Below are 23331 nucleotides of genomic sequence, written 5' to 3' on the forward strand. Positions count from 1 at the left end.
CGTATCCTATTCTCCCTCTTGGTTCAAATTGACATGAAAAATCGCCTACCGAAAAATCGAAAAAGCCAACTCTTCCACAATGGAGGAGTCAGCTTTTGCCCACGCCTAGATATTCGAAGCCCGCTTTCTTCAACTCATCATGAGGCCAGGCATTTCTGCCATCAAAGAGCAAGGGTTGCTCCATCTGTTCCTTGATGAGCTTCCAATCCAACTTGACACACGCTTGCCACTCGGTCACCAAAACAGCCGCATGCGCACCGGCAAATGCTGCCTCAGGCGTCGTAACGTATTCTACATCTGGAAACAACGCTTCTACAGCCTTCGCAGCGATGGGATCGTATGCCGTGACCACAGCCCCAGCAGCTTGCAGCTCTGCAAGAATTCGAAGCGCGGGCGCTTCGCGAATATCGTCAGTGTCCGGTTTGAATGCGAGTCCCAAGACCGCGATGCGTTTCCCTGCCAGATCCGGTATTTTACTTACCAACTGATTAAAAAACCAAACAGGCTGAGAGGCGTTTACCTCCCTTACCTTCTCGAGAAGAGAAAGTGTAACGCCGTGCTGATTCGCCAGTTTAAGCAAAGCGATGGTATCCTTTGGAAAACAGGAGCCGCCAAAACCGACCCCCGCACGCAGAAATTGCGAACCGATCCTGCTGTCCAGGCCCATGCCGTGGGAGACGACGGTTACATCTGTTCCGAGTACCGCACTCAGGCGCGCAAGTTCGTTCATGAAGGAAATGCGCGCAGCAAGGAACGCATTCGAGGCGTATTTGATCAATTCCGCATTGGCTCGCGTCGTAATGACCCATGGAGCCGACAATCCGCTGTAGAGCGTTTGCATGACCGCAATCGCTTCCTCACTGTCTGCCCCCACAATGATGCGGGACGGGTTCAGGGCATCCTCCAGCGCACATCCTTCGCGTAAAAATTCCGGATTCGACACGACCTGCAGTTCCTTGCAGTGACGTAATGAAACGGCCGCCTGGTCCCCCGTCCCGACTGGTACAGTGCTTTTAATCACCAAGGTCCGCTCTTTGGGAGAATGGTTATGCAACGTGGCAATATCCTGCAAGGCTGCGTGCAAATAACGCAGATCCGCTTCGCCATCTTCTGTTTCGGGTGTTCCCACGCAAACAAAAACTACTTGTGCTTCCTTTGCTTCGACTAGATTGGTGGAAAAGCGAATTTTGCCTTGACCAAGCGTCTCCAGTAAAACCTGATCCAAGCCTGGTTCATAAATCGGGGATCGCCCGTTGGACAATTGTTCGATCTTCGCTGCATCGACATCGATTCCCAGTACCTCATGCCCCTTTACTGCAAGGGATACTGCTGTAGTCAATCCTACATACCCGGTACCGATTACGGCAACCTTCATTCCTTCACCCCGTCATTTTTTCATCACGCGCAGGTAGAGCTCTTCCAGCTTGGCTCGCTGCTTTTCTATATCGTGGTTTTTCTCCACTTTTTCCCTCGCTCGTGTGACAATCTGCGGCCATTCGCCCCTGGACGCCATGACATACTCCATCATGCGCGCCAGCTTGGTCGGGGAACGCTCCGGCACCAGATAGCCGCTTTCCTTGTGTTCGATCAACTCGGGAATTCCTGCATGGTAGGTAGATATCACGGGCCTTCCGGTAGCCATGGCTTCCATAAGCACGTTGGGTATCCCCTCCTGATTGCCGTTGCGTGCCGTTTTGCAAGCTATGACAAAGAGATGGCAGCGTGCGAGCTCCTTTTGGACCCGTATATGAGGCAGAGCCCCTTTAAATACAACCTGTTTTTCGATTTGGTATTTCTTTACCAGCTTGCGAAGCTTTTTCCGTTCTTCTCCATCTCCCACGATGACGAGCTTGGCGCGCGGGAAACGCTCCCTCACTCGCTTGAAAGCCTTGATTAACGTATCCATCCCTTTTTTTTCTGTCAATCGGCCTACGCTTAATAACCGATACTCGCCGTTAGTAACCTCTTGAGGCGGCTGCATCGGGAATTTGCGCAAATCGATGCCAGAACGGATCAGCGTTATTTTTTTCTCCGGGCACCCTAAACGGACAAGACGCTTCTTCATGTGCTTGCTTACCACGGTAAAAGCTTTTCCTTGCCGAAATAGACGTTTCAGCGAACGACGATATCCGGGGTTCTCCCGTACTCTCTTCGTCGCATCAAAGCCGTGAAACGACGTAATCAAAGGAAGCTTGGTACGTCGCGCATAGGGGAGAAGTTCCAAGCCTGCCGGGCCGAATCGGGCGTGCAGACACTTGACTTTCTTTTTGCGCAGCCATGAAGAGAGGCCGGTCATACGCTTGCGAACGTAGACCGGCGAGTAGGGAAACAGCTTTTTATTCCGTTGGCGTTCACGTGTCAGCACGATCGGTTTGACCTGGCGGTGACCAAGTAATTGCTCGTAAATAAAGGTTTCGCTCTTAGGTAGAAACTTTCTGCGGTATACGAGGACACGTTGCATGACCCGGCCTCCTGTCATTCGTTCTTATCCTTTGTTTTGGGCGCGCAGATTGGCCAACTGCATCCGGAGTCCGTCCTCCAGTCCAACACGAGGCCGGTAGCCCAGCTTGGTTTGAGCGAAGCTGATGTCCGCGCAGGTTCTTAGAGAATCTCCTGCGGAGCCTGTCGCAAATTGAATCTTGGGCGTGATTTGCAGCAATTGGCCCATGATGTTGAGTACATCAATCAGCTTGATTTCCCGGTCCCCGCCAATATTGAAAATATCACCGGGTGATGCATGTCGCGCAGCTAACAAGTTGGCTTCAACGGCATCCGACACAAAGGTGAAATCTCTGCTTTGCTGTCCATCGCCGTAAATAGAGACTGACTCGCCTTTCAGCATCTGGCTGAAAAAACGGTGGAAAGCCATATCTGTACGCTGTCTTGGCCCATACACCGTAAAGTACCGAAGCATAGTGACCGGCAGACCAAAGGCTTTTACGTACACCTGGCAGATCTGCTCCATCGACGCCTTGGTGACACCATAGGGAGAGATCGGCCTAAGTGGGGTTTGTTCATCGGTCCGGCTCCCTTCCATCGTACCGTAGACCGAGGATGAGGAAGAAGCTACGATAACAGGCGGCTTGGGGAGTTTCAGACAAGCCTCCAGCAGTGATTGCGTCACCAAAATATTGTGACTGACATAATCGGAGAAGGCTGCCCCCCAACTGCTGCGTACCCCGGGAAGGGCAGCCAAATGATAGACGACATCAACCCCATCCAACCACTGCTCCCATCTCTGAGTCTGGAGCATGACGGAATGAAAGGTAAAGGCGGGATGCGTACCAATTTCCGCGAGGTTGCGCAGTTTGGCAGCTACGTCGTAGTTGTCAAGAAAACCGTCTATCCCGATCACGGAAACGCCGTCCTTGAGCAGACGCTGCGTCAAATGAGAACCGATAAACCCGGCACATCCTGTGACAAGTGCTTTCGTCATCGACGCCGCCTCCTCACTTTCTTCAACCGTTTAATGACCAGATATCCGTCTCGATAACCGTACACAGCCCGATAGTGGTTCCCCCAACGTTTCAGATAGTGGGAAAAGGTTTTTCTGCGCAGATAATTCCGTCTTCTTTTCATTTTCCGATCTGTGAGCTGTCCCTTGTGTTTGGTGCGGTTATACAACTTTTGATTGATATATCGGACGGGATATTTCTCCATCAGTCTCAGGATCATGCGGCGATCCTCCATAATACGTCCTTCGTACTTGTCAGAGGTATCCCAGCCTCCTACCTCGTTCAGGGCAGCGACCCGATAGCAGCGAGGTGCCACCATCCAGCGGTTGTATTTCAAGAACTGGTATTTATTGCGAAAGTGCTTGTGTTTCACGAGGAATGGGTTGTAATATTTCCCTCGTTTGACCCGCCAGATTTTTACGTTTCCATAAAAAAGAGCTGTTTTGGGTTTGCTTTTATAGATGTATTTCTTGATCGTGGACAAGGTTCGCTTGGGAAGCCAATCATCGGAATCTAGTTGCAGCAGATACGGGGTATCGGTCATGGAAAGAGCTTTATTCATCACCTTGGAAATCCCTGAGTTTTTTTCCATACGGTAATAAATCACATTGGGGTGGTACAGATATTTCTCTACTTTTTTTCTGGTTTTATCCGTAGACGCATCGTCCATAATCAAAAGTTTCCAGTCTTTAGACTTCTGCTTCATGACACTGGAAATGGCTTTGCGAATGAATTTCGCCCGATTATACGTCGGTATGACAACAGTGAAGGTCGGACTCATAGCTCCTCCCTCTTGACAGCAGGTAGTCTCATTGAAGATTTGTCGCTTAAAATGAAAACGCCAATGCTGTCAGCAGATTGACCTGTCAGATGAGAGGACCGACCAAACACGCTGTCGGTCACTTTCCAAGCCATGTCTTGAATGGTGCTGTGTTCCAGCAAGATACTGTTTTCGATGTGGGCGCAATTCTCCAGGCGGACGCCATCCTGTATGGAGACATAAGGCCCGATTCTGCAATTCTTGATGTGACACCCCTCGCCAATCAATACCGGACCAACAATGTTACAGTTTTCCAGGGTACTGGTCGCACCGACATGATACGTCTCCCCTAGCTCTCTTTCCAACATCCAGCGATTTGCCTCCAGCCAGCGATCGATCGTGCCCACGTCAGAGTATTTGCCATTCGTGGTGACATGGGCAATATGATAACCGCGATCGATCATGGATTGAATCGCATCCGTAATCTCATATTCGCCGCGTGCTGATGGCTGCAGGGAAGCGATCGACTCAAAGATTGGTTTGGTGAACAGATACGCACCAATGACGGCCAGATTGCTTTTCGGCTGCTTCGGCTTTTCTTCCACGCCGATAAGTCGACCGTTCTTCACTTCAGCAATCCCATAATCCTGAGGTCTCTCTACTTCACTTACCATCACGGCGCCATCGGATTGCGCATGTGCAAACGTACTTGTCAGTCCATGCAGCGAATCCATTAATAAATTATCACCTAGCAGCAGGATAAACGGTTCGTCAAGCAGGAATGGCTGAGCCAGTTTGACGGCATGTGCGATGCCCAAGGGAATTTTTTGTTCAATAAAGGTGATGGTAGCCCCGAATTGACTACCATCACCAACCAACGGAGGAATTTGTACCTGGGAAGGGTGAATGACGATCCCGATGTCATGAACACCCACTTCACGCAACTTGCGGATGCAAGAGTGTAAAACTGGATGGTTGGCCACTGGGAGGAGGGTTTTGGGTTGCGAATAGGAAAAAGGGTGCAGTCGTGTGCCACGCCCAGCACATAAGATTAATCCTTTCACAAATATCACTCCCCAGATGTGCTCTGTGATACTTTTAACGTATGCACAGTTACACATCTGGACAGGGCAAATGTCCAACTGTGTGAAAGAAAAGGCTCTGACCTATCCTGCACGCAGGAGTTCGTTTGGTTGTGTACGGCCGGCATTGCGTTTTTGTACAGATTGCTCAAATACGCGGAGATAGCCTTGAGCCGTCGCATACCAGGAAAACTGCTTGGCTCTGCTCAATGCGTGTTTTCCCATCTCGTTCTTGATCTGCGGATGCTTCCAAAGCCCCTCCCAAATGGAGGGAAGCTCTTTTTTCCACGCCTTGGGCGGAATCAGAAAGCCGCTGCCCTGATGGGTCACAACTTCCCCGATTCCCCCGCGGGGGGTCGTAATGACTGGCTTTCCAGATGCCATCGCTTCGAGATTGACGCGGCAAAAGGCTTCCTGCCATACGGAAGGTGTTGCTACTACATCTCCAATCTGGTAATAAAGCGGCATTTGCGCGCTCGGGACAAATTTGACGAACTTTACCTTGTCCCCAAGTGGTTTCGCCAGCTTCTTCAACTCCCGAACATACGGATTCAGGCGATTGCTGCCATATCCTGTCCCGCCTACTATGACTAATCGGGCCAAGGGGTCTTGTTCGCTTACCTTCCGAAATGCCCGCAGCAATACGTGAACGCCTTTTGCCCGGATCAAACGCCCGGCGTAGAATAGCACCCGATGCTCAGGCAGCAAATCAAGTTGTTTGCGCAGCTTCTTCACGGTGTAGTGAAGTTTGGCCTGCTGATAAGGCGAGACATCTACCCCGAGATGGACGGCCTGAATCTTCGCAGCCGGGATCTTGCACTTGGTCATGAAATAGCGGCGCAAATACTCGCTGTTGGTAATAAAACCGTCTGCAATCCGTACCACTCGCCGCATTTTTTGGGGGCTGATCATCGCAGGAGACGCGTAGACATGCGAGTGCATGTTGACGAACACAGGGATTTTGGGAAACCGGCGCTTCAAAGCCAATACATACTGCGGCCGATTTTCCACCATAATGACGTCTGGCTTGTGCCTGCGCAAATGATTCATGATCTTTTGCAAGTACGGCTTTGGTCCGTTGTAGCGATAGCGGACGAAGCGCCGATTCTCCTCTACGCTTGATTTCGGATAGGTTGCGCATTTTCGCGTATAAATGGTCACTTGATGCTCAGGATCCATCATTTTCGTCACTTCATCAATATCATGCTCGACGGAGCTTCCCTTGACTGGTGGGACCGAGAACGGGCCGGGACTAATGATCGCGATGTGCATTTCGCTCGTTCTCCCACTCCTTTTTTAAGGACAGGACCACTTGATAAAGATGTTGTCTTTCCTTGGCCTGTGCTTCTTCAGCTGCCTTCCAGTGCTTTTCCATCGCTGCTGCTTGCTCATTCACTTCGATTAGCTTTTGTTCCAGCTCCCGAATTCGTTCCGTCAATCTTTCCTCTACTTGTTTGACCGCATCCTTGAGGTTTTCGTCCGATTGCTTCTCCATGCCCGACGGCTTTTGCAAGGTGAATTCCATCGGTTTGAAGCTGGTAATCCGCTCTACAGCTTCGTCCACGACATAATTTCCCGAAAATACACCCGGAGTTACCCAATGCGGCAAATCCCATTTTTTTCGTTTCTCCATCTTCCATACCTCCAAGATTCTGCCTCCCGCTTCAGGTCTTTCTTCCGGCCCTTGTCGCGATGAAAGCGGGCGCGGCAACGAGCATCTACGTAATATGCTATGACACAGGCTTAGAATGGGTACGTGTACAGAAAACAAGAAAACCGCTTTGACTGTTTCCAATCAAAGCGGTTGCCGATGATCTTTGGTTGTCTGTTGGCGGCGGAACTGCAGGCTGTAGTGACGGGCTTGCTCTACACTCGTAATCTGCTGTTTTTGCCACTCCAGTAGAATGCGGTCAATGTAACGAATATGCAATTTCCCTACGGTCGCGGCTTCCCGCAGGGCAGTTAAAATCAAGTCCTCCTGATAGCCATCCTGCTGCGTCCACATGTGAATATTCTCGACCTCGATCGGAGACAGGGGACGGCCAAAAGCCTGTTCAAACCGGGTGTAGAGTCCTACTGACTCCATCTCTTGGGAGACAGCAACCTCGCTATACCCACCGCTGAGTACGGTGCCTTGCTGCTCTCGCCAAGCATTGTACAGTTTGCGGTATAAAGGGGTCAGATTGTACTGCTCATGTCGCATGCCAGTCTGTTCATCCCGATACTCGTCGATGGCGATCCATTCTTCCTTCAGCAGTTTCTGCAGAGCTTGTATCAACCGGGCATTTCCGATCGACATCCGCTCCTCCAGCTCAGCCAATGTGGGAAAACGATTTCCTTCCTGTTGAAAGGACAACAAGTGAATGAGCAGCATCATCTCTTCATCTGCCAGAGACATGCGTTTATACATTTTGAGCAGCAAATTGGATACAGAAGTTGCACCCTCTTGCAATAATTGTAAAATATGGGAATCCATGAAGCAACGTCTCCTCTGGGTTGGATTGACTCGGATACCACGCTCTGGCACCACCTTTTCTCTGACAGAAACACCCTGCTGCCATCCAGCAACAGGGTGTATCGATAAAAGGACGTGTACCCGTTTACGGATAGAGGCGGTACAACATGCGCGGGAATGGAATCGTCTCGCGCACATGATCCAATCCGCAAATCCAGGCAATGGTTCGCTCCAGACCCAAGCCGAAGCCGGAGTGAGGAACCGTTCCGTATTTGCGCAGATCCAGATACCAGCGATACGCTTCTTCCGATAACTCATGTTCTGCGAATCGCTTTTCCAAAAGCTCTGGATCATCAATCCGTTGACTTCCGCCAATGATCTCGCCGTATCCTTCAGGAGCGATCAAATCCGCGCAGAGGACCACCTCAGGTCGATCCGGGTGCGGCTTCATATAGAAAGCCTTGATCTCAGTCGGATAGTGCGTGATGAAAACCGGTTTGTCATAATGCTCGGCAATCAGCGTCTCATCAGGCGCTCCGAAGTCATCGCCCCACTTGATGTCACTGCCTTTCTCCTGGAGCAGCTTGATGGCGTCATCATACGTGATGCGTGGGAATGTACCGACCACATTTTCCAATTTGCTGGTGTCGCGTTCAAGTGTTTTCAACTCGCGTTGGCAGTTCTTCAGCACAGACTGCACGACATGGGATACGAATGCTTCCTGGATGCGGAGATTTTCTTCATGATCCACGAACGCCATCTCCGGTTCGATCATCCAGAATTCAATCAGATGGCGACGGGTCTTGGATTTTTCTGCACGGAAGGTAGGACCAAACGAATAAACCCGTCCCAGAGCCATCGCGGCAGCTTCCATATACAACTGACCGGATTGGGACAGATAGGCATCTTCGTCAAAGTATTTGGTATGGAACAGATTGGTCGTACCTTCTGCAGAAGTAGGCGTCAGGATCGGCGGATCTACCTTGTAAAAGCCGTTTTCCTGGAAAAATTCGTACATAGCGCGAATGACTTCAGAACGGACAGCCATGACTGCTCGCTGGCGTGGAGAACGGAGCCAGAGATGGCGGTGGTCCATCAAAAAGTCGACTCCATGTTCTTTCAAAGAGATCGGATAGTCTTGTGCAATTTGAATGATTTCCACACCTGTCACAGTCAGTTCATAACCGCTTGGAGCACGGTCATCCGCGCGTACGGTACCTGTTATGTACAAAGAGCTTTCTTGTGTCAATTGGGAAGCCTTCTCCCAGACGTCTTCCCCTACTTCAGCCTTCACGACAACACCTTGAATAAATCCGGAACCGTCACGAAGCTGAAGAAACTGTATTTTACCGCTGCTGCGCTTGTTATACAGCCAGCAACCTATTCTAACTTCTTGTCCCACATGCTGCCCAACTTGAGCAATGGTCGTCAACATCGGTTCACTTTCCCTCCATTTGCCATTACCTAACATGAGATGCTTGGTATACCTAACAATTATACTATCGGCATGTGGTAAATACAACGAGAACAACGAATGGGCAGCACTTAGTTGACCATAATATTATTATGTAGCTTTTGTGCATGGTTTTTCTATGTACCTAAAGAGCCCTTCTGATCTGCTAACTACCAGAAAGGCTCTGCATGCTTATGATTCTTCTCTTACATCCGGGTCGTTGTCCTCTGATGAAACTTCCTGGTCCAGATCCAACAGCAAGTCATCTTCTTCATCTATCAATTCGTCTGCGGGCTCTTCTTCCTCCTCCTGCCAAGTCGAATAGGCTTCAGGGTCGTATTCTTCAACTGGCAATCCCTTTTCTCCCAGCGCAATCCAGTGCACCAATCCATTGATTTCCTGTCCGATCCGCGGACGGAATACCGTAATCACCGAATTGGTTTTGGTACTGTATTTCAGCGAAGCGTGGCACCCCGGCTGATTCGTCATCGCAACCACGCAATAATGCTGGTTTGCATAGGGCTGCGGTAAACGGATGGTTACATCCACCATCTTTTTATTGGCTGTGAAACGGAAAGGTACAAAGCCAAACTGCTGCAGGGTTTCCCCTTGTACAGCATGTGTTTCTACCGGACGGAACGAGAGCTTTTCAGGAGTAACGACGCCGTCAGCCAATTTATCTGTCGTTATGCTTTCGTCTTGGAGTTGATGATGCCCGATGGCTGATGCGGCGATATGCTTTTGCTGGATCACCTGTGGAGTAAGATGTTGAGCCAAAATCGCCTGGTCGGCTATCTTTTCGCTGGTAATCGAAGCCCTTGCCACATGACGGCTTTTGACGGCATCCGTCGCCAGCTTGGATGTAGTAACGGCATGTTCTGCCAATTTGGCGGTAGTGACGCTTTGTTCCGTAATTTTATCGGTAGAGACGGATTCCGAGGCGAGCTTCGAGGTCGTGATAGCCCGATCAGCCAAATGATGTGTTTGTACGACTGCTTCATTCAGATGCGAAGAGTTGATCAGGCGATTGGTCAAGTGTTGTTCTTCAATGGATCTCGCTGCGATCTTGTCACTGTCGACCACACCATCTGCCAGGTGGATTCGCTGGATGCTTTCCTTTTTCAGCTGTTCACTCCCGACACTACGGGGAGCCAGTTTGTCAACCGTGACGGCCTTGTCAGCGAGCTTGCTGGTCGTGACCTGCGACTCTCCAATTTTACCAGTGGTGATCGCTTGATCCTGCAGGTGAACCGTCTGTACACTGGATGACTGAAGATGATTGCTGGTAATCGATTCTCTGGCTATTTTTTCTGTCGTGACACTGGCATGATCCAAATGCTCGGTCAGGATGGCGTAAGGACTGATTTTCTCGCTTGTAATTGCGTTATTTACGAGGTTCTGAGGATATACGGCGTCAAACGCCAGATGTTGGTGAAGCACACACCCCGCAGTCAGATTGACACTGTCCACCGCCATTTCTGCAAGATGATGGTGCTGGATGCTGCCTTCTCTAAGGTGGCGTGATTCTATGGCCTCTTCATCGATTTTCGAAGCAGTGACTACTCCGTCGCGAAGCTTGCTGCTGGTTACGGCACCGTCTTCCAGCTTGGCGGAATTGATGATCTCATTTGCCAAATTCCCTTTTTGAATCCCGCCCATTTTAATTTTGTCTGCAGTAATCGCCTGGTCCTGAATACATTCTCGTGTGATCGCCTGCTCCGCGATGTGTCTGGTCTGGATAGAACCATCTCTAAACTTGATGGAGTCAATCGTATTGTCTGCAAGCTTCTCCGAGGTGATGCTGTTGTTCATCAGCTTTTCTCCGGAGATCGCCCTGTTTTGAATCATCTCATTGCTGATGATTCCTGCACTTAGATGCTCGCGTGCGATCGCATGCGGTGCAATTTTGCTGGAGGTTACACTTTGGTCTGCCAATTTCGTGGCATCAACGGCATAATCTTTCAAAAGAAGAGTGTCCACAGTTCCGGGTTTAATTTTGGCTGCATCGACGGCGCGATTGGCAATTTTTTCCGTCGTTACCGCCTGATCGGTCAAATCATCCGTATAGACGAAGGATTGCGGCCGGTCTCCCGTGCGTTCTTTTATCAATTTGGAAAAGGTTGTCTGATTAGAAGATACTCCATTCTTTGACTTCTTTTGAAATGGGGGCTTCAGGAACGGCTCTGTATGGGTACCTAACAGTTCTGCCTCGAGTTCGTACACTTCTGCAAGATCCCCACCCGTCTTGATCAGGGGTATGTCATGAACGTTGTTTCGATAGGTTTTGCCTAGATTTTTATTTAGCTTTCGGCGATTTACATTTGCCATGCGGCTCTCCTCCCGTCCAGTGACAACATAGCTATTGTGTAGCGTATTCACCTATCTGGGTGGTGGGTACTTGTGTACGAAAATTTTCATGCAAAAAAACTGCTTTTCCAGCATCCACACTGGAAAGCAGTTTCCTTTAGCGGTGTTTCGTCAGACCGCGACATGCTTGTTTTCAGGCGTATACCGAGTGAGCAAGGCGCGGAATTCGTCACCCTGCAACACTTCTGCGTCCATCAAGGTCTGCAAGCTGTTGATGAAGACGGGATCATACTGACCCAATAGCTGGCGGGTTTTGACCAGCAGGTTTTCCAAAAGATGCTCGACTTCTTCATGTACCCGATTTTTATCGACGTATTGGAGATGTACAATACCCAGACGGGACATCCCGCTCTGTACGATCTCCTGGGCCATGTTCAGGGCTTGTTCAAAGTCATTCCTGGAGCCTGTGCTGCGGCCGCCATAGTAGATTTCCTCGGCTACGGCGCCACCCAAGCTTACCATGATCTGTTTTTCCATCGCATCCTTGGTGTACAGATATCGATCTTCCATCGGATTTTGCCGTACGTACCCCAATGCCTTTCCGCGCGGACTCAGTGTGACTTGGGAGACCGAACCTGGGCGTACGATTTCACTGACGATAGCATGACCCAGCTCATGCAGGGCGACCCTTTTCTTCTCTTCAAGCGATGCTTCCCGGTCCACTTTTTCCCCCATCATCACCTTGTCCACCGCATAGCCAAAGTGGCGGGCCTCGATCATCTCATTGCCTTCACGCATGGCGTAGATGGCAGCTTCGTTGGCGACGCTCTCCAATTGAGCGCCAGAAAAGCCAAAGGTTTCTTGGGCAATTTTCTCCAGCACCACGTCCGAACCAAGCGGCTTGTTCGCCGTATGAATCGTCAAAATCTGCTCACGCGCAGGCTTGTCCGGCAAGTCCACACTGATGTGCCGGTCGAAACGGCCAGGTCTGAGCAAGGCTGCATCCAGCATGTCCTTCCGGTTCGTCGCAGCCATAACGAGTACACGCGGCTTGTCGCTGGTCGCTACTCCGTCCATCTCTGTCAACAGCTGGTTGAGAGTCTGATCGTATTCGCGCTGCTGCTGACCATCGCGTTTTCCCCCGATGACGTCAATTTCATCGATGAAAATAATGGCGCTATCCTGGCCGTTCTTCTCCGCCATCGCTTTGACGTCACGAAACAACTCACGCACACGCTGAGCACCGACACCGACGTACATCTCCACGAATTGGGAACCTGAAGCAGCAACAAAAGCGGAATTCGTGTAATTGGCCGCCGCTTTTGCCATCAGCGTTTTCCCGGTTCCCGGTGGACCGGTCAAAAGTACACCCTTAATCGGACGAATGCCATACTGCTCAATCTTGTCCTTGTAGACCAGAAAGTCGAGCGCTTCCTTCAATTCTTTTTTAGCCCGCTCCTGTCCGCCAATGTCGGCGAACTGCACGTTTGACCGGGGAATCACATGCTTTTTCTGCTTGCCTTTGCCGCCAAGAGCCACGTTGCCGCCCTTACCGCCTTGATGGCGCTGCAGCATAAAGTAGATAACCCCCAACACGATGGCCAAGAGCAAGAACGGGGTGATATTGATACCGAGGAACAGCAGGAAGATCAGGCCCCCTGCAATGACACCGATCACCCATTCCTTAAGCATGTGCCGTCACCTCTTTTTCCTCGGAGCGGGGGACGATCGCATAGAAATCCTCCGTCCCTTTTTTCAGGTAAATATAAATGTTCGCATCATCCATCAAGGCTGACACCTGATCAAGCTGATGAGTGTCCTTCCACTCATTCACCAGTTCCGGAATGCGGCTGTACTGATGCAGATCCATCGCTTCCGTGAAAACAAACTGGCCGCTTTGCCAGATGTCTTTCATCGACTCTGATTTGTTGCCGACGCGAATGACCACTTGCTTGTCTCCTGCCAATTTGCTGGCTGTATCCATCAATTCCCGATATTCTTGCGGGAATATCTCCGGTTTTGTAACGCTGAGATCAATTTGGATCTTATCTCTGCCAATCTCCAGGTTGTTCAGCGTTGCGGACTGCAACTGCCCGATTTCCCCACGGAGTGGCGACTCCACTTCGAGTTTTTGATACAGAAACCATACTCCAAAAAGAAGAGTCAGCGTCGCCAGCAAAGATAAACCAATTGTCGATTTCCGCCATTGCAATGCTTACTCCCCCCTACGATTCATCTCTCTTATGACGCTTTTAAGTATATCATACGAATATATCCATTTTTCCATGTAGATGTTGGATAGCATGCCAAGGAAAAAAGAGCAGCCGTTCAGGTTTCAACCCTGCTCGACTGCTCCTAGTTCTGGTTTTTCTTCATTTAGGTCGGTGATAGGACATAACTCGTCAACAATTCACCCGTATACAGGTTAAAATGCAAGTAATGGAAGCGGCCATCCTGATCCTCCATGGTAACCTCCCAAAAACGCTGTTCTCCATCCATTCCCGGAACGATGCGGGTAATGTGGGACTGAGGATAGCTTCTTTTCACCGCTTCCTCTACGTTCTTCTTGGGAACAGCCAGGTCAAGCCGGTCCATGATAGCGTGTTCTTCGGTCAACCAGGCAATGACGGGTGTTCCTGCCTGGTTTTTTCCTGTCACGACAGCATAGCTTTGTTTGCCTCGGTACTCATCGATCTCCTCAATTTCCTGTATGGTGGTCCGTTCTGAAACCCACTGGCGAACCTGAGATTCAAAGTCATGCCTGCCCTGAACCACTGAGGAAGCCAAGTGATATGCCCACCCCGCTACGAAGAGAAGAAGAGCAGCGATGATTCCTGTTATCCATCGAACTACCACAAGCCATAAACTCCTTTAGTGAAATACCGCTACAATCGAAAACGAAGCTGGTCTCGCTTTTCTCCTGCCGGGGTTTGAAGCTGCAGATCGATCTCCAACTGACGTACAAGCCCGGACTGCTCATCGTACCAGAGCTGATATTCCACCCCGATTTGTTTTGCCAGCTCAGGAGAAAGGTCTTTGACGGGAAAAGATGGTCCCAGCCACATATCCAGAAGGCTGGTGACTTCCTGTGACGGCACAGTGATTCGATACCCCTTCCAGCCTTCTCCACTGGGGTCAGAAACTGGCGCAGCCTTGACGGACGACAAGACGCTCTTCAGAAGCTCTGCATGCTCATGCGGGGTGAAAAGTGCATATGGCAGTGCAGCATCGTCTTGCTTTTCACCATCGATCTGGACCGTGACAGGCTGGTTCAGATCACGTGATATCTCCAGCTTATGACCCCCGATTTCACCTGTCAATTGAAAGCGTTCCTGCTCGTAGCGGCCATTCAAAGCGCTCTCCTTCATGTACACAATAAACGAACGTTCTTTCGCATCTGTCAATTGATCCAGCAGAGCCTTCAAGGCCATCTGCTCGGTGTAGCCTTTTTCTGCCGGTGTTAGGATGTCGGGCGCTAGTTCAATATCATGCCGGTTTCCTGCAGCCCCAAACGCCATGCCGACCAAGAAAAGAATCAAAAAGGCGGGTAACCCCCACCACAACAGTTTGGGTCGGATGTACATATCCCCTTCCCCCCTGTCCCGTTTTTTGTGTAAGCCTATGCTATACGGGAAGGTTTTAGAACGGGACGGAAATCTTGCTACTCATAGCATGAGGGGCTGCGGTCATACTAGGTTTACACCCGAAGGAGGTGAGCGCGTGAAATGGTCGCAACGAACCACATCTCCTGATGTATTAGGGTTTCTGTTACAGGAATACCGCGTCTCCTGGGCAGCATTATCCTCGCCGCTGCGCAACCTGACTCACACACCCACACTGCATTTTCGCCACCGATCCCTGACAGAACTGTGGCGAAAATGAGCACGGCACAACAGCTTCAACAAATTCCCCTACCTACACCTACTTCTTGGCACTCCTGCCCCACACCTGGCAGGAGTATTCTTTCTCTTTATCGTTTCAATTGCTGGAACAAGCGGTTTGCTTCAAAGATCGCTTTTTCCTCGTCGATGGTCAACAGCTCGCCGTTGCGCATCAGGAAAGTACCCGCAACGATGGTGTCCTTCACATCGCGGCCATTTGCGGCGTACACAACGTGGGAGACTGGTTCGTGTGCAGGATGAAAATGCGCTTGATGACTGTCAAGCACAATTAGATCCGCCTGCTTTCCAACTTCGATGGAGCCAAGTGTATCCGCTTGGAAAACACCGTCTGCACCAAGAATGGTTGCCATGCGCAAAGCCGTATCAGCTGGCACTGCGACAGGGTCGTTGTTTACTCCCTTATGAAGAATCGCCGCAAGCCTCAACTCCTCAAACAAGTTCAGGTTGTTGTTGCTCGCCGAGCTGTCAGTCCCCAAGGAGACGCTGACCCCTTTTGCAAGCATTTTCGGAACGGGTGCGACACCGCTTGCCAGCTTCAGGTTGCTGATCACATTGTGCGAAACTTTTACTTGGTATTTTGCCAATACATCGATCTCTTCATCCGTCAAATGTACGGCGTGGGCCAACAGCGTCGGGCGCGAAAACATGCCCAGCTTTTCCAGATGCGCTACAGGGCGCAGGCCGTAATCCCGTTCATTTTGTGCGACTTCAAAGGCGGTCTCTGACATATGGATATGAAGCGGCACCGACAGTTCGTCTGCTTTTTCTATAATTTGTGTAATAAACTCCGGCGAGCAGGTATACGGAGCATGAGGTGCCATCATGGTGGTAATCCGCCCATTTGCCTGGTTGTTCCACTCTTTTGCAAATCTTGTGGCATCCTCAAGCTTAGCTTGGCGCTCTTCTTCCGAGCACAACCCGATCATGCCGCGGCAAAGTCTGGCTCTCATGCCGGAAGCATCAACAGCTTTTGCCACTTCATCCATGTGATCGTACATATCGACAAAAGTGGTTGTCCCCGTGCGGATCATCTCAATCAGGGACAGATGAGTACCCCATTTGACGTGGTCTGCCGTAAACTGGGCTTCCAGCGGCCACATTTTTTCTTCCAGCCATTGCTGCAAAGGCAAATCATCCGCATATCCGCGGAGCAAAGACATGCCAGCGTGTCCATGGGTATTGATCAGACCTGGCAGCACGTAGTCTCCCTTTTGGTCCAATACCTCATCATAGCCTGACAAATCCTCTGGCGTGGGGCCGACATATGTGATTTTTCCATCTTCAAACGCAACCGCGCCATCCAGAATGACTTCATTTTGCTCATTCACTGTGATAACCGTTGCATGAACTAAAATTGTTTTCTTCATACGTACACTCCGTTCTCTATGTCAGGTAATAGGCCAAGCTTTGCAGGTTGGACGTCACATCCGCATAATGGACCCGCACATCCTTGGGGACGCGAATGGTAGTCGGGGCAAAATTCAGGATTCCCTTGATCCCCGCCTGGATCAATTGATCGCATACCGTCTGGGCAGCCGTCGCCGGGATGGTCATGATGGCCAGCTTGATGTTCTTGGCCTGGATCGTTTCAGCCATCTCTTCCATCGGTTGGATCTGGAGTCCCGCTACCTCCTTGCCCCATTTCTGTGGATCGCTGTCAAAGATGGCGGCGATCCGCATATTGTCTTTCATATACGCATTGTAATTGCTGATAGCATGTCCCAGGTGGCCCGCTCCGACAAGAACCACTCGGACCTCTTCCGTGAGCTTCAAAATTTGGCGAATATTCTCCACCAGATAATTGACATCATAGCCGATCCCTTTTTTGCCGAAATCTCCGAACGCGGCCAAGTCTTTTCGTATTTGCGCCGGATTTACGTCCAAATTCATCCCCATTTGCTGGGAAGATACGGTCGTAACATTCACTTGCTGCAAATAGGAGAGGTACCGAAGATAGATCGGCAAGCGACGAACGACCGCTTCCGAAATCTTTTCATGTTTTGCCACGTACGGTCTATCCCCCTTCTTTACTGCTGCTTCAAGACACGATAATTCTTGCCATTTGACAAGATGGTAATCGTGCCGTCCTGGCCGGTCACATAGGTCTCTGCCCATGATTCGCCCAACCTCTCCAGCACTTCAGTTTGAGAGTCCTTCATCTGGTCACGCGATTTTCCTGTCTGGATGATCGCAATCTGGGGATCCACCTTTGTCAAAAAAGGGTGGGAAGAACCCTGATTGCTCCCTTGATCTCCCACTTTCAGTACAGCAGCCTGCAAATCTTCTGGATGGCGCTCCAGAAGCCGTTCTTCTGCCTGTTCATTGATTCCGCTCGTAAACAAAAAACGCAGTTGGTCCTGCTGCAGTGAAAAAACAAGCGAATTGTTTTGGGGCGACAAAAACAACGGCTCATTGGGCGATAATGCCTTCATGGAAACAGTCTCATCGAGCGAAAGAACTTCATTTTCTGCCAATACCAGCCGCTTCTGGTCCGGTCTGAGGGAAATGGCGTGACGAATCACGTTCTCGATCAGCTTCGGCATGACCAAGGTATCCACCTGCAAGTCATTGGCTAGAAGCGGATAACCCCCTGATTGCTCCGGTTGGTCATTGGTGAGAACCACGTAATCCAATCGGGTCACTTTGCGTTCGAGCAATTTTTCCTGCAATACCGGCCAGTCTTCTTCGCTGCCCGTATCGATCAGAACGGTCTTGGCTTCCGGGTGCGGTAAGCGAACCAATGTGCTCTCCCCATGCGGAAGAGCGAAATAAGTAACCACCATGCCGGTAAAATCCCGTTCGTCTTCACTTGCGAACGGATCATCGACTTTGATCGCTTCTTGCAGATGGCTGTCAATGGATGAACAACCGAACATCAACATCGCGCTTAAAACGAGGCACAAGCACGTCCATCCCGTTTTCCCTACCATGTATTTTATCACCTAAATCCTTGCGAGACTATCGATTCATTTTATGAGTCTGACAAGGGTAGCATACCCAAAAAGGCGGGAATTTGCTGGCGAAGCGCTGGCCAAGGTCCGCTTTCAATTTGAAAAGGCGGCAAGGATTGCAAAAAAGTGCGGCCGTAACGAGACTCGACAATGCGTGTATCGAATACCACCACAACTCCCCGATCGAGATGGTGCCGAATCAATCTCCCTACACCTTGCTTGAACTGAATGACCGCCTGGGGAAGCGCAATCGACATGAACGCATTTTTTCCCGCGGCTTTCAACAATTCAGCCCTGCCCTGGTATACCGGATGATGCGGAGGCGTAAACGGCAAGCGGACAATCACCAGGCAGCTCAAAGCTTCTCCTGGTATATCCACACCTTCCCAGAAGCTGCTGGTTCCGAAGAGCACGCTGCGCTCCATCGTCTGAAAAAGGTGGATCAGCTTGCTGCGATTATTGCTGTCAATCCCCTGTCCATGCAGCAAATACGGGGCTTCCTCGTGGGCCAAGCGCTCTTTCATTGCCTGGTACACGTAGCGAAGCATCGAATGGGAGGTAAAGAGCAGCATCGTCCTCCCCTGCGCTGCCAAAACGACGTCCAGACAGCCTTGTACGATCGCGTCCAGATACGCCTGCTCACTCTCTTTTCCCGGCAGAGGAAAATCCGACGGGATCAACAGGAGTCCTTGCTCCTCATAGTGGAACGGCGAGGGAAGGACTATTGTGCGTACACGCTCCTCCGGCAGCAAATCCAAACCAAAACGACTCAGGCAGTAGGAGAAGCTGTTCTTCACTGTCAAGGTGGCTGACGTCAGGATCACGCTTCGCTTCTCAGCGAAAAAAGGCTCCGCCAACGCTTCGGAAACCTGGAGCAGCGCTGCTGAAAAATGCACCTGCTTGCGGGCCATCCTGGACTCTACCTCCATCCAGTAGACGTATTGCGGATCTTGCTCCAACAGGAAAAAGTGCAGTCCCTCCATCCCCTGCTGCCATTCCTGCATCAGACCATGCAGATCGGTCCGCAGGCTGCGCAAGGAGAACGAAGGTTTCTCCTCCTTGTTCAACAAGCGCCAGAGTTGGTCCCATAATTTGGCAATTTCACCCATCTCTTCGATGATCTTGCGTGTTTCTCTTTTGATTCGTTCGCTTTTCCCGGTAAACATCTCAGTCCGATAACGTACCGTTTCCCGGCCGGCATCTGTCGTTTCTTCCGCTCGTCTGGATGCCCAATCATACACATACGTCGTCCACTTCTGAACGTGTTCGCGCAGCGGGGAGATTTCCTTGCCTATCTCTGCAAGCAATTCTTCTCCCCTCTCCTTGGTCTCCGGAAAGGATAAGGTCAATTCTTCCACGTAACGATGCAGCAGGCTGCCACAATCCACAGCGGCACGATCCAGTAAAAACAACAGCTCCGTGGTCGACAAATGCTTGCCCAGATGCTGTGTCGCGGCTTCCTCCAGGTGATGGGCCTCGTCAATGATCGCCACCTCATAGGGCGGCAGAATGCGATTTTCCGCCTCCATGTCGCTGATTAAGAGGGCGTGGTTGACGATGATGACATCCACTTCCCTTGCACGGTCCTTCGCCTGGAAGTAATAACAACGGCTAAACCACGGACAGGCCCGATTCAGGCAAGAGCCCGTATCGCTCTTCACCTGCTGCCAAAAAAGCTGACCTGCCGCTGGCAAGCTTAACTCTTCCACATCACCGGTCTTGGTTTGCGTCAGCCAGGTGAGCATTTGTCCTTTTACCAAGCGGAGCTCCTGACTGCTTCCTTCGATCGGCTCCTCAAGCGCTTGTTCAAATTTTCGCAAACAGAGGTAATTGCCTCTCCCCTTGAGCGTAGCCGCCGTGACCGGGAAGGGCAGCGCTTCCTGCAAGGCAGCCATTTCCTTGTGAAACAACTGTTCCTGCAGTTGAATGGTGTTTGTGCTTACTACCAGCTGCTGCTGGTTCTGTTTCGCCCAGATCACTCCTGGCAAGAGATACCCCAGAGATTTCCCCGTTCCGGTCCCCGCTTCCACCAAGAGATGGACCCCTTCGGATATCGCGGAAAAGACAGCTTGCATCATGGCTTCCTGTGCATCCCGGCGCTGATAGGACGGAATATTGTGAAGCAATCTGCCCTGTTCCCCGATGGTCTCCTCCAGCAGCTCTTCGAAGCTCTCTTCCACCTCGTGCTTGCGGTCCATTGACTTCAAAGATGCCTCCAGCTTTTCTTCACGCTTGTACAAGGCCAGTTGACGGTACACATCCCACATCTGTTCGTCTTTTCCTGTGCCCTTTTCCTCAAATTCAGGTAAAGCAGCGAGCTTTTCCATTTCCAGATGACGCAGCAAGACATGGATGTCGGAGCGAAAAGAAGCGACCAGCATGTGCAGCCTTTGGATCGTCACCAGCGGCAATGACCGCAACACTTCGACCAAGTGCAAATACAGCTTGGCAGTTGCCTCCGCGTCACTGTCCGCCTGGTGAGGACGTTCGTGAATGATGCCGAGATCTACGGTAAGCTCCCCCAGCCTGTAGCTGTTCTGCATCGGCAATAGCAGACGCGCCAGCTCGACTGTATCAAGCACATAGCCGTCAAACGTATAATAGCCCTGACTCAGCAGGGCTTCTTGTAAAAATTGGAGATCAAAATAGGCATTGTGGGCGACGAAGGCACGTCCCTCCAGCATGCGCAAAAAACGGGGAAACACTTCCTCCAGGGTGGGTGCCTCTTTTACCATCTCATCCGTAATCCCGGTCAACTGCGTGATGAAAGGAGGGATATCCATTTCCGGATTGATCAGGCTGGAAAAGCTGTCCACAATCGCACCATCCTCGATCGCGACAGCACCGATCTGGATGATTTGATCACCCTGGCGCGGGTTGCTTCCCGTAGTTTCAAAATCTACAACGAGTAATCGATTCAAAACGTTAGTCACCTCGTAATCGAAAGCAGAGCATAAGAAAACGGCTCTCCTCACATTCGGCAACGACGGGGGATCTTCCTGCTGAAAAAACACTATGACTTCAACAGCTCGTCAAACGCAATGGCTTTTCCCTGTTTGCTGGCACAGAGTTGCAGATAAACGGGAATCTCCTGAAGCCAGCCGCTGTTTGGTTCGGCCCGTTTCAGGTATTGCTCAGCCAAAAGCCACTCTTCTTCCCCCATCGCCAATCTCCCCAAATGAAAATAGCCAAGGGATTGGATGGATGGCCGCTCATCCGCAAGAAAAGACTTCGCCAGTTGCTTGGCAGCCTGGATATCTCCGCTTTTTTCATAGGCTGAAATCATTCCGGATTGAGCAAGTCGATTCGTCCCATCCTTTTCCAGAATATGACGAAAGGCTTCTACGGAAGCCTCGATATCTCCGTCAAACAAGCGCATCCAGCCAAAGCTGAACAAGAAATCAGCCTGATTTGGCGCGAGAGAGATCGCCTTTTTCATCAAGGTTGCAGCTCGTTTGGAACCAGAGATCAACCAGGTATGCCAGGCAAGTCCATGCCAAGCCCAGCCTTCTTTCGGAAAGCGCTCGGTCAAAAAATGATAGCAGATTTGCGCCCGGTGATGATTCCCGACTGCTTCGTAAAGTGCAGCCATCTCCTGCAGCGTCTCACTGTCCAGCTCCCGTGTCGGCAAACGCAGAGAAACCGGGGGTTCCAACTCAGCCGTTTCGTCCATGCCTTGCAGCTGTTTTGCCGCTCGCAGCCAGAGCATCTGCGCTTCCCAATCATGTTCATGTTCCTCTAGATACTTGGTGCTCTCATCGACTGCTTCCTGTGCGTCTCCATCACAGTAATAGCACAGAGCGAGATTGAAGCGGGCATCAGGCAGGTCTGGTTTGGCTTCCAACGACGCCTTAAATGCTTGCGCTGCCTCCAGCCACTGTTCTTCCTCTGCCAGTATGCATCCTAGCGCATTATAACTGATTGACACGATGTTGGGCGAGCTGGCTGACTTGCATAAGAGCCGGAACTCGCGCATCGCTTGTCCCTTGTCATTGCAAAACAAGAGGCTGTAAGCGTAGTAGAGGCGACCTGTCTCCCAATCCGGTGCCGCAGCTACCAGTTCAGAGAAGCATTTTTTCGCGTCGGGGTACATCCGCAGATGATAAAATCCTTCTCCGCGACGAAACAAATGCTCGTACGCATGCACTTGTTCTTCTGTCCCATTGTTGTTGTGCTCCGCCACGGTCGCTTCTTTTTTCAATTCTTGCTGCAATTCCTTCAGCTCGACTCCCTGGTCTCCTTGATCAGATGAGCCTTGTCCCTCCCATTGCTTCACATGACGAATCGTATGGGAGAGCCTTTCTTCGAATTGCAGCCATAAATCTACGACTCTGTCGCTGACCTGACGCAAATAAAACAATTGATCCGCCAGCTCCAAGCGTTCCTGCTCTGTCGCTTTCGGCCATTTTTGTTCAATGGTCTCCGCTCTGTTGCGCAAACCTTGAAACCAATCCTCGATCTTCATGCAAAAGCCACCCCCTGTGAGGCGTAAGTACTCTCATTGTCTCACAAGGCGGTGGGCTCTATGCAAAAGCCTGGAAGCGCGAGGGCCGTTACAGGACCGTCGCATGCACCTCTTCGGCGATCAGTTGCTTGATTTTGTTGTTCTCGTCCATGATGGCGACACGTGGCGTGTAGGTACGCGCTTCTTCATCTGTCATCATGGCGTAGGCGATGATGATGACGATATCCCCTTCCTGGACAAGGCGTGCTGCAGCGCCGTTCAGGCAGATGACACCACTGCCGGGGGCTCCCTCAATCACATAGGTTTCCAATCTAGCACCATTGTTGTTGTTGACAATTTGCACCTTTTCATTTGGGAGAATATCCAGGGCATCCAGCAAATCTTTATCGATCGTAATGCTCCCGACATAGTTCAGATTGGCTTCGGTGACAGTAGCACGGTGAATTTTGGCTTTCATCATGGTGCGAAACATGTTTTTCCTCCTCAAGTCATCTGTCCACT

At 50.8% G+C, this 23331-nt stretch carries 21 protein-coding genes; 1 reads left to right on the forward strand and 20 read right to left on the reverse strand.

The window, feature by feature from the left end; all coding sequences use genetic code 11:
- Window positions 1-88 precede the first annotated feature (88 nt).
- From T458_RS30995 to T458_RS31060, 14 genes are all read right to left on the reverse strand, one after another.
- Complete coding sequence (locus T458_RS30995) at window positions 89-1375, reverse strand: UDP-glucose dehydrogenase family protein (RefSeq protein WP_023554369.1); 1287 nt, start codon at window positions 1373-1375, stop codon at window positions 89-91.
- 12 nt (window positions 1376-1387) lie between these two features.
- Window positions 1388-2461, reverse strand: a complete 1074-nt coding sequence (locus tag T458_RS31000; RefSeq protein ID WP_023554370.1) for a glycosyltransferase — start codon at window positions 2459-2461, stop codon at window positions 1388-1390.
- A 24-nt stretch (window positions 2462-2485) separates the two neighbouring features.
- Window positions 2486-3436, reverse strand: a complete 951-nt coding sequence (locus tag T458_RS31005; RefSeq protein WP_023554371.1) for an NAD-dependent epimerase/dehydratase family protein — start codon at window positions 3434-3436, stop codon at window positions 2486-2488.
- Window positions 3433-4236, reverse strand: a complete 804-nt coding sequence (locus tag T458_RS31010; protein WP_023554372.1) for a glycosyltransferase family 2 protein — start codon at window positions 4234-4236, stop codon at window positions 3433-3435. The genes T458_RS31005 and T458_RS31010 overlap by 4 nt, the downstream gene beginning before the upstream one ends.
- Window positions 4233-5279 carry a glucose-1-phosphate thymidylyltransferase gene (locus T458_RS31015; protein ID WP_023554373.1) on the reverse strand — a complete coding sequence of 349 codons (1047 nt, stop codon included), beginning with the start codon at window positions 5277-5279 and terminating at the stop codon, window positions 4233-4235. The genes T458_RS31010 and T458_RS31015 overlap by 4 nt, the downstream gene beginning before the upstream one ends.
- A gap of 102 nt (window positions 5280-5381) precedes the next feature.
- Window positions 5382-6569: a glycosyltransferase family 4 protein gene (locus T458_RS31020; protein WP_023554374.1), complete on the reverse strand. Its 1188-nt coding sequence runs from the start codon at window positions 6567-6569 to the stop codon at window positions 5382-5384.
- On the reverse strand, window positions 6550-6930 hold the full coding sequence (locus T458_RS31025) for a hypothetical protein (protein ID WP_031305326.1): 381 nt from the start codon (window positions 6928-6930) through the stop codon (window positions 6550-6552). Before T458_RS31025 ends, T458_RS31020 begins: the two co-directional genes overlap by 20 nt.
- A gap of 162 nt (window positions 6931-7092) precedes the next feature.
- Window positions 7093-7773, reverse strand: coding sequence for a DnaD domain-containing protein (locus T458_RS31030; RefSeq protein WP_023554376.1), 681 nt, complete (start codon window positions 7771-7773; stop codon window positions 7093-7095).
- Window positions 7774-7897: 124 nt separating this feature from the next.
- Window positions 7898-9187 carry an asparagine--tRNA ligase gene (gene asnS, locus T458_RS31035; RefSeq protein WP_023554377.1) on the reverse strand — a complete coding sequence of 430 codons (1290 nt, stop codon included), beginning with the start codon at window positions 9185-9187 and terminating at the stop codon, window positions 7898-7900.
- Between the two features lie 210 nt (window positions 9188-9397).
- Window positions 9398-11533: a WIAG-tail domain gene (locus tag T458_RS31040; RefSeq protein ID WP_023554378.1), complete on the reverse strand. Its 2136-nt coding sequence runs from the start codon at window positions 11531-11533 to the stop codon at window positions 9398-9400.
- Between the two features lie 150 nt (window positions 11534-11683).
- Window positions 11684-13204 (reverse strand): AAA family ATPase, encoded by a 1521-nt coding sequence (locus T458_RS31045; RefSeq protein ID WP_023554379.1) that lies wholly within the window; start codon window positions 13202-13204, stop codon window positions 11684-11686.
- Window positions 13197-13724 (reverse strand): hypothetical protein, encoded by a 528-nt coding sequence (locus tag T458_RS31050; RefSeq protein ID WP_023554380.1) that lies wholly within the window; start codon window positions 13722-13724, stop codon window positions 13197-13199. The genes T458_RS31045 and T458_RS31050 overlap by 8 nt, the downstream gene beginning before the upstream one ends.
- Window positions 13725-13888: 164 nt before the next feature.
- On the reverse strand, window positions 13889-14368 hold the full coding sequence (locus T458_RS31055; RefSeq protein WP_023554381.1) for a cell wall elongation regulator TseB-like domain-containing protein: 480 nt from the start codon (window positions 14366-14368) through the stop codon (window positions 13889-13891).
- A 29-nt stretch (window positions 14369-14397) separates the two neighbouring features.
- The gene (locus tag T458_RS31060; RefSeq protein WP_023554382.1) at window positions 14398-15096 is read right to left on the reverse strand and encodes a hypothetical protein; all 699 of its coding nucleotides are present in this window, start codon (window positions 15094-15096) and stop codon (window positions 14398-14400) included.
- Window positions 15097-15232: 136 nt separating this feature from the next.
- Between T458_RS31060 and T458_RS57075 the strand changes: the two genes are divergently transcribed.
- Complete coding sequence (locus T458_RS57075) at window positions 15233-15394, forward strand: hypothetical protein (protein WP_171819346.1); 162 nt, start codon at window positions 15233-15235, stop codon at window positions 15392-15394.
- Window positions 15395-15482: 88 nt separating this feature from the next.
- On the opposite strand, the gene T458_RS31065 is transcribed toward T458_RS57075, so the two are convergent.
- The 6 genes from T458_RS31065 to panD form a co-directional block, all read right to left on the reverse strand.
- Window positions 15483-16781 (reverse strand): amidohydrolase, encoded by a 1299-nt coding sequence (locus T458_RS31065; protein ID WP_023554383.1) that lies wholly within the window; start codon window positions 16779-16781, stop codon window positions 15483-15485.
- 16 nt (window positions 16782-16797) lie between these two features.
- Window positions 16798-17421, reverse strand: a complete 624-nt coding sequence (locus T458_RS31070; RefSeq protein WP_023554384.1) for a redox-sensing transcriptional repressor Rex — start codon at window positions 17419-17421, stop codon at window positions 16798-16800.
- Between the two features lie 20 nt (window positions 17422-17441).
- The gene (locus T458_RS31075) at window positions 17442-18344 is read right to left on the reverse strand and encodes a ComEC/Rec2 family competence protein (RefSeq protein ID WP_023554385.1); all 903 of its coding nucleotides are present in this window, start codon (window positions 18342-18344) and stop codon (window positions 17442-17444) included.
- A 41-nt stretch (window positions 18345-18385) separates the two neighbouring features.
- On the reverse strand, window positions 18386-21286 hold the full coding sequence (dinG, locus tag T458_RS31080; protein WP_023554386.1) for an ATP-dependent DNA helicase DinG: 2901 nt from the start codon (window positions 21284-21286) through the stop codon (window positions 18386-18388).
- 92 nt (window positions 21287-21378) lie between these two features.
- On the reverse strand, window positions 21379-22830 hold the full coding sequence (locus tag T458_RS31085; RefSeq protein WP_023554387.1) for a tetratricopeptide repeat protein: 1452 nt from the start codon (window positions 22828-22830) through the stop codon (window positions 21379-21381).
- A gap of 88 nt (window positions 22831-22918) precedes the next feature.
- Window positions 22919-23302 carry an aspartate 1-decarboxylase gene (gene panD, locus T458_RS31090; protein ID WP_023554388.1) on the reverse strand — a complete coding sequence of 128 codons (384 nt, stop codon included), beginning with the start codon at window positions 23300-23302 and terminating at the stop codon, window positions 22919-22921.
- Window positions 23303-23331: the final 29 nt, after the last annotated feature.

It is taken from the genome of Brevibacillus panacihumi W25, assembly GCF_000503775.1.
In the GTDB taxonomy this organism is placed as follows: domain Bacteria; phylum Bacillota; class Bacilli; order Brevibacillales; family Brevibacillaceae; genus Brevibacillus; species Brevibacillus panacihumi_A.